This is a genomic window from Microbacterium sp., assembly GCF_029263575.1.
Lineage (GTDB): Bacteria > Actinomycetota > Actinomycetes > Actinomycetales > Microbacteriaceae > Microbacterium.
In genome coordinates, this window is the sequence record NZ_JAJUFV010000159.1 from 1 (window position 1) to 6,428 (window position 6,428).

Sequence of the window (6,428 nt, forward strand, 5' to 3'; positions counted from 1 at the left end):
GCACGACACGGAAGAAGACGCTTTCCGCGCTCAGATCGACAGCCTGGGTGCTCAGACGACATTGCTCGTCGACACCTACGACATCCGACAGGGCATCGAGACCGCCGTGCGGGTCGCCGGCACCGGCCTCGGCGGCATCCGGCTCGATTCCGGCGACCTGCCCACCGTCGCTGCCGCGGCGCGGGCGCAGCTCGATGCGCTCGGCGCGACCAAGACGAGCATCACCGTGACCAGCGACCTCGACGAGTACGCCATCGCCGCCCTGGCGGCATCCCCCGTCGACTCCTACGGTGTCGGCACCTCAGTCGTCACCGGCTCCGGGCATCCGACAGCCGGAATGGTCTACAAACTCGTCGCCAGGCAGGACCCAGCGGGCTCCTGGGTCGCCGTCGCCAAGAGCTCGGGCGATAAGCAGTCGCGCGGCGGGCGCAAAGCGGCATTTCGCACCCTGCACAACGGCATCGCGACCGCCGAGACCGTCATTGTCTCCGATGGGTTCGAAGACCTCAGTACGCCGGCGGAGCACCCCGACGCCCGCTCGCTCCAGGTCACGCTCGTCGACGGTGGCGAAGCCGACACCGGCTACGAGGGAGCGGAGGGCACGGCATCCGCTCGAAACCATCACCTGCGTGTGCGTAAAGAGCTTCCGCTGCGCGCGCTGGCGCTGAGCCGGTCAGATCCGGCGATTCCGACGATCTTCACCGATGCCGGTCAACCGACCATCGACTCGTAGATCTCTTTGCAGGTCGGGCAGATCGGAAACTTCTGCGGGTCGCGACCCGGGGTCCACTTCTTGCCGCAGAGTGCGCGCACCGGTCGCCCGGAGATCGCGGACTCGAGGATCTTGTCTTTTTTGACGTAGTGCGAGAAGCGCTCGTGGTCGCCTGGCTCAAGGTCCTCTTCATTGAGAAGTTCTTCCAGTTCACGATCGAGCGTGGTCACACCGCCCTGATCGGGGCTGTCCAGCGGAGTACTCATAGCCGTGAGTCTAATCGCCTGCGAGGCCCTGCGGGGCGCTCGATGCGGACATCAGACCGTCTCGACGAACTCCATGAGCCGCTCTCCGCCGCGATCGAAGATGCGCCCGCCGATCACGGCGGCGACCACCAGGACCACGATTCCGGAGCCGAGCCCGACCCAGAAGGTGGCGACGTTGTAACCGCCGTCAGCGATCACGGTCATGATGAACAGATACAGCGTCGGGATACTGACCGCCACCGAGCCCAGCAACGCGGCCGCCGGCCCGAACGTGCCGCGCGATGCTGACCGCTGCGGCTGCTGGAACGGACTGTCTCCCGGCCGTGAGACGGCGTAGGGCGACACCACCGACGAGATGCTCGACAGGCCGAGCCCGGAGAGGAACAGACTCACGGTGAGACCGATCATCGGCAGCAGCAGATACCAGCTCTCGATCAGCGCGAGAGTCAGCGGGATCGAGATCGCCAGCACCGGAACCGCGACCAGGGCCGCGGGCACCATGCGCCCGAAGCGATCAGAAAGCCCCCGCACGCCGCTGGCGACATGTGTCCAGAAAGCCGTCGAGTCGTAGGCGACATCGTTGTGCGGCAGCCAGCCGAAGAACAGCGCCATCACCGGAACCGGAACGAGGGCCGCCAGATACAGCGGCACACCGGCCACGAGAAGCGGGAAGACCGTGAGCACACCGGCGATCGGCACGATGACGAAGTTCACGATGTAGCGACGGTCGCGCAGCCAGTACACGAGGCTGCGTGCGGCGATCGCACCGAACGCATTCGCGGGAAGCAGAGCGAACCAGCCGAGGCCGCTGCGCTCACGCGAAGCCGCCGGACGCTCGATGCTCGTCAACAGTCGTTGCACGAGCCATGACCACAGCAGCCACAGCCCCACCACGGTGACGACCACGACGACCGCGATGAGCCAGACGCCTTGCGCGCCCTGCGCACCCGCCGGAGACAGCGCGGATGCTGCGCCGAACGGTGTGAAGCCGGCGATGGCCGCGATCGTCTCGACGACGGCCGGCACCTGCCCGTTCCAGTTGAGTGAGGCGAAGAACACGGCGACCGGGAAGGCGACCACGATCAAGGCGAGCACGAACAACGAGGTCAGCTCGCGCGAGCGACGCTCCGGCAGCAGCAGAGCGCTGACGGCCATTCCCACGCGGGCGACAAGAGCGCACACGACCAGCCGCACCAGGCCCGCCACAACGGCGACGGGCCACGGAGCGCCCATCTGCGCCGTCACAATCGTCGAACTGACCACGACAGCGAGCAGCGCGAGCGAGGGAACGCTCACCAGCGAGGCGAGCGCGAGAATCCACGGCATCTGCCGCACGTCGACCCCGAAGACACCGAAGCGGCGCGGGTCGAGCTGATCCGTGGTTCCCGTGAGGATCGGTCCCAGCAGGAAACCGAGAAAGATCGCTGCGCCAGAGAGCACGAGCACGGTCTGCGCCACCGCGGGCGGCCCATCGGCAAGACTCAGGATCGCCGCGCAGATGGCTGTCGTGGCGGCCGCGAGCACGAAGAATCCGATAACGGCGCGAACCGGACGTTCGCCGCGCAGCGCGCCGAACAGGAGTGCGAGCCTCAGTCGGAGAACGTGTGCAACCACTCCAGCCCCTCCACCTCGCCGACGCCACCGGAGAGTTCGACGAAACGCGCTTCCAGGGTCTGGCCGGCGCGCACCTCGTCGATCGTTCCCTCCGCCAGCACGTCACCGTCGACGATGATCGCCACCCGCGAGCAGACGCGCTCGACCAGGTCCATGCCGTGGCTGGAGAGGATGACCGTGCCGCCATGGGCGACGTAGGCGCGAAGAATGTCGAGGATCACCGCGGACGACACCGGGTCGACGGCCTCAAAGGGCTCGTCGAGCACGAGCACACGCGGCGAGTGGATCATGGCCCCGGCAAGCATGATCTTCTTCGTCATACCGGCCGAGTAGTCGGACACGACGCGGTTGAGCGCGTCGCCGAGGTCGAATGCACGAGCCAGATCGGCCGTGCGCTTCTCGATCACGTCGGCGGCGAGACCGCGCAGCAGACCGTAATAATGCAGCAGCTGCCGTCCGGTCAGACGGTCGAAGGTGCGAAGCCGGTCGGGCAGCACTCCCATGACGCGCTTGGCAGCCAGCGGATCAGTCGCCTGATCGATGCCGCAGATCACGACCTGCCCGGCGCTTGCGCGCAGCAGCCCGGCGAGAATCGACAGCGTCGTGGTCTTACCGGCACCGTTGGGGCCCACGATGCCGTAGAAGGAACCTGCGCGAACGGTCAGGTCGATCTCGTTGACGGCACGGTGGTCGCCGAAGTTCTTGACAAGCCCACGGATCACGATCGCATCGGATATGGATCCGTCGGCTTCCGGTGTGCTGACGGCAGGGGTCTCGACGGCCGCCGCTATGTCGGTGGCGGCGGGAAGGTCAGCCTCGATCGGCTCTGGCTCGACAGCCGACTCAGCCTCGACAACCGGCTCGGCCTCGACAGTCGCCTCCGGCTCGACAATCGGCTCAGCCTCGCCAACCGGCTCTGGCTCGACTGTCGGTTCAGCCTCGACAATCGGTTCAGCCGTGATCGGCTCAGTTTCAAGCGGCGCGGCCTCGCCGAGTGCGGCCTCGACCGGCTCAGCGGTCGCGGCATCCGGCGTGGTGGAATCGAACAGCGCGGCCAGCGATTCTTCCGGTGAGGTCGGCTCAGAGACGGCATCGGCGACCGGGGCGGCCTGCTCGGCTCTCGTCTGAGGCTTGGCCTTCGGCGTCGCAGGCTTCTTCTGCGGCGTCGCAGCCTTCTTCGCCGGAGTGGTCTTCTTCGGCAGCGTCGCCTTCTTCGTCTCTGCCTTGGCTGCGGCTGCTTTCGTCGCAGCGGCCTTGGCGGCCGCGGTCTTCGCCGACGTCGTCTTCGCCGCGGCCGACTTGGTCGCGGTCTTCTTCGCTGCTGTCCGCGCGGCGGCCGACTTCGCAGCCGCCGTCTTGGCAGAGATCGACTTTGCGGCAGCGGCCTTGGTCTCGGCGCTCTGCGCGGCAGCGGCCTTCACTGCGGTTGCTTTATCGGCGGCGCGTCCCGACACCGGGGCAGCTTTCGTGTTATTGCGAGCAGCCACCGTGCGAACCGCCGCTGTCGTGGTCGTCGGCGACTTCTTGGTTGACGGTGCTTTCGTCGTCGGTGATTTCGTCGTCCGTGATTTCTTCGTCGTCGAATTTGTGCTCGTCGACTTCTTCGACGCCTGCGGTTTCGCAGCAGATGTCGCTCCGGCGCTCTCGCCAGAGGCATCCGTCACGTCGTCCGATCCAGCGGAGCGATCATCGAGAGAAGCAGCCACCGTCCTACGCTATCAACGGTGCTGGACTTTATCCCTGTGGAAGGAAACAATTGATGCATCGCGTCTGAGTCGGCGTCGAGCGACCTGTGTATGAGGTGTGCACTCGATCACGAAACGGCAACGAGAGCTGACTTCGCCGGAGGTTCCCAGGGGGCATCGCTACCATGACAACGGCACGAAGAAGTGTCTGGCCGGTGAACCGGCCGTGAACACAGATTCTTTTTAGGAGCAATCGTGACTCTTCAGACCGTAATTCTTGCCGCGGGCATGGGCTCGCGCCTGGGCCGCGCCCTGCCGAAGCCGCTGACCGAGCTCAACGACGGCCGCTCGATCATGCAGCAGCAGCACGAGAACATCCGTGCCGCTTTCGGAAGCGACGCTCGCATCACCGCCGTTGTGGGCTACCGCGCCGAGACCATCATCGAGGCTTTCCCACGTGTCAACTACGTGCACAACGAGCGCTACGACGAGACCAACACCTCCAAGAGCCTGCTGCGCGCGCTCGGCGCGACCGGCAAGGGCGGGGTGCTGTGGATGAACGGCGACGTCGTCTTCGATCCGCGCATCCTCGGCCGTGCGATCGAGTACATCGAGCGCGACCAGTCGTTCGTGACCGTCAACACGTCGAAGGTGAGCGACGAAGAGGTCAAGTACACCGTCACCGCTGAGGGGTTCATCGACCAGCTCTCGAAGACGGTCAAGGGCGGCCTCGGTGAGGCTGTCGGCATCAACTACATCTCCTCCACGCACAAGAAGGCGCTCATGCGCCAGCTGCAGCGCGTCGGCGACCAGGACTACTTCGAGCGCGGCCTCGAGCTGGCCATCGCCGAAGACGGCCTGCTCCTTGAGCCGATGGATGTCTCTGACCTCTACGCGGTCGAGGTCGACTTCGCTGAAGACCTCGAGCAGGCGAACCTCTTCGTCTGACCAGCGCAGACTCAGTTCCCGCATCGAAAGCCCGTTCCGTCAGCCGGAGCGGGCTTTCGGCATTCTCGCGGATGCCGTGCATAAGATCGCCTCATGGCCACGAAGGTGCACACGATCCATTCCCTCCCCAGCGATGCGCCGTGGGAGAGGGGCGTCGCGCCGGTTGGATCGAAGGAGCATCCGTTCGTCGTGCGCGGACTCGACCGCGTGCTCGCCGTTCAGCGGCCTCTCGTGCTGGCGCATATCCGCAGCATCCGCCTGCGCAACCCGAACGCGACGCCCGCCCAGCTCGTGCGCATCCTTGAGCGTCGCTATCTCGCCGCCGTCACGACCGGTGGCGCCGCCGTGGGTGCCACGGCCGTCGTTCCGGGAATCGGCACGGGCGTCACGCTCGCCCTCTCGGGTGTCGAGACGATCGGCTTCGTCGAGTCGACCGCGATGTTCGCCCAATCGCTCGCCGAAGTACACGGCATTGCGATCGAGAATCCTGACCGGGCTCGAGCGTTGGTGATGACGCTCATGCTCGGAAAGGAAGGAGTCGACCTCGTGAGCCAGCTCGCACAGCAGGCGACGGGTCGCGGGATGAGTCGTGCGTCATACTGGGGCGAGCTCGTCACGAGGTCGCTTCCCCGCGCGGCTGTCGGGCCGGCTGTCGATCAGCTCAAGACCGTGTTCGTCAAGCGTTTCGCCGCCGCCGGAACGACGTCTTTTCTCGGCAAGGCTCTGCCCTTCGGCGTCGGCGCCGCGGTCGGCGGCACGGGAAACCACATTCTCGGACGCCGCGTGTTGACCACGTCACGTCGCGCCTTCGGCGCAGCGCCCGCGACGTTACCTGCCGGGCTGGAACCGGCGGCGAGTGCGGAGAAGCTCGAACTGCGGATGCTGCGCGGCGCGCGCTACGCCGGAAACGCCGTCGCCGGGGCTGCGGGGACGGTAGCCAGCGGCGCCGTCTGGGTCGGCCGCCAAGCCGGCCGGATGACACGGCCCGGGCGCCGCGATGCGGACGCGGGCTCGTTCTCCACAGAAGACGAGTCGTAGCGGTTCTCCACTGGTCGCGCGGAGTGCGCGAATCGCCGACATTCAGCGTCGGATGCCACTTCTACCGTGGCCGCATGCTACGAAGAATCGAACCAGCTGAGCAACCGAAACCGGCCGCGTATCGCGTGCCCTGGCATGTCGTACGGGCTGACCCCGCACACCCGA

Annotated in this window: 5 protein-coding genes and 1 pseudogene; 3 read left to right on the forward strand and 3 right to left on the reverse strand. The window is 66.4% G+C overall.

Annotated elements, in window-relative coordinates; all coding sequences use genetic code 11:
• A pseudogene (locus Q1J95_RS13275) lies at positions 1-733 on the forward strand (nicotinate phosphoribosyltransferase); the annotation flags it as partial.
• On the opposite strand, the gene Q1J95_RS13280 reads toward Q1J95_RS13275, so the two are convergent.
• From Q1J95_RS13280 to Q1J95_RS15725, 3 genes are read right to left on the reverse strand one after another with little or no spacing between them, the layout of a single operon-like run.
• Complete coding sequence (locus Q1J95_RS13280) at positions 712-978, reverse strand: DUF3039 domain-containing protein (protein ID WP_300268319.1); 267 nt, start codon at positions 976-978, stop codon at positions 712-714. The pseudogene Q1J95_RS13275 and the gene Q1J95_RS13280 overlap by 22 nt on opposite strands.
• Positions 979-1,029: 51 nt before the next feature.
• The gene (locus Q1J95_RS13285) at positions 1,030-2,592 is read right to left on the reverse strand and encodes a hypothetical protein (protein WP_300268322.1); all 1,563 of its coding nucleotides are present in this window, start codon (positions 2,590-2,592) and stop codon (positions 1,030-1,032) included.
• Positions 2,568-4,298, reverse strand: a complete 1,731-nt coding sequence (locus Q1J95_RS15725; RefSeq protein ID WP_366945559.1) for an ATP-binding cassette domain-containing protein — start codon at positions 4,296-4,298, stop codon at positions 2,568-2,570. The genes Q1J95_RS13285 and Q1J95_RS15725 overlap by 25 nt, the downstream gene beginning before the upstream one ends.
• 234 nt (positions 4,299-4,532) lie before the next feature.
• On the opposite strand from Q1J95_RS15725, the gene Q1J95_RS13295 reads away from it, so the two are divergent.
• Together Q1J95_RS13295 and Q1J95_RS13300 are read left to right on the forward strand one after the other, a co-directional pair.
• Positions 4,533-5,225 carry a phosphocholine cytidylyltransferase family protein gene (locus Q1J95_RS13295; RefSeq protein ID WP_300268325.1) on the forward strand — a complete coding sequence of 231 codons (693 nt, stop codon included), beginning with the start codon at positions 4,533-4,535 and terminating at the stop codon, positions 5,223-5,225.
• Positions 5,226-5,318: 93 nt separating this feature from the next.
• Entirely contained in the window at positions 5,319-6,263 is a 945-nt protein-coding gene (locus Q1J95_RS13300) for a hypothetical protein (RefSeq protein WP_300268327.1), read from the forward strand.
• The last annotated feature ends 165 nt before the right edge of the window (positions 6,264-6,428 follow it).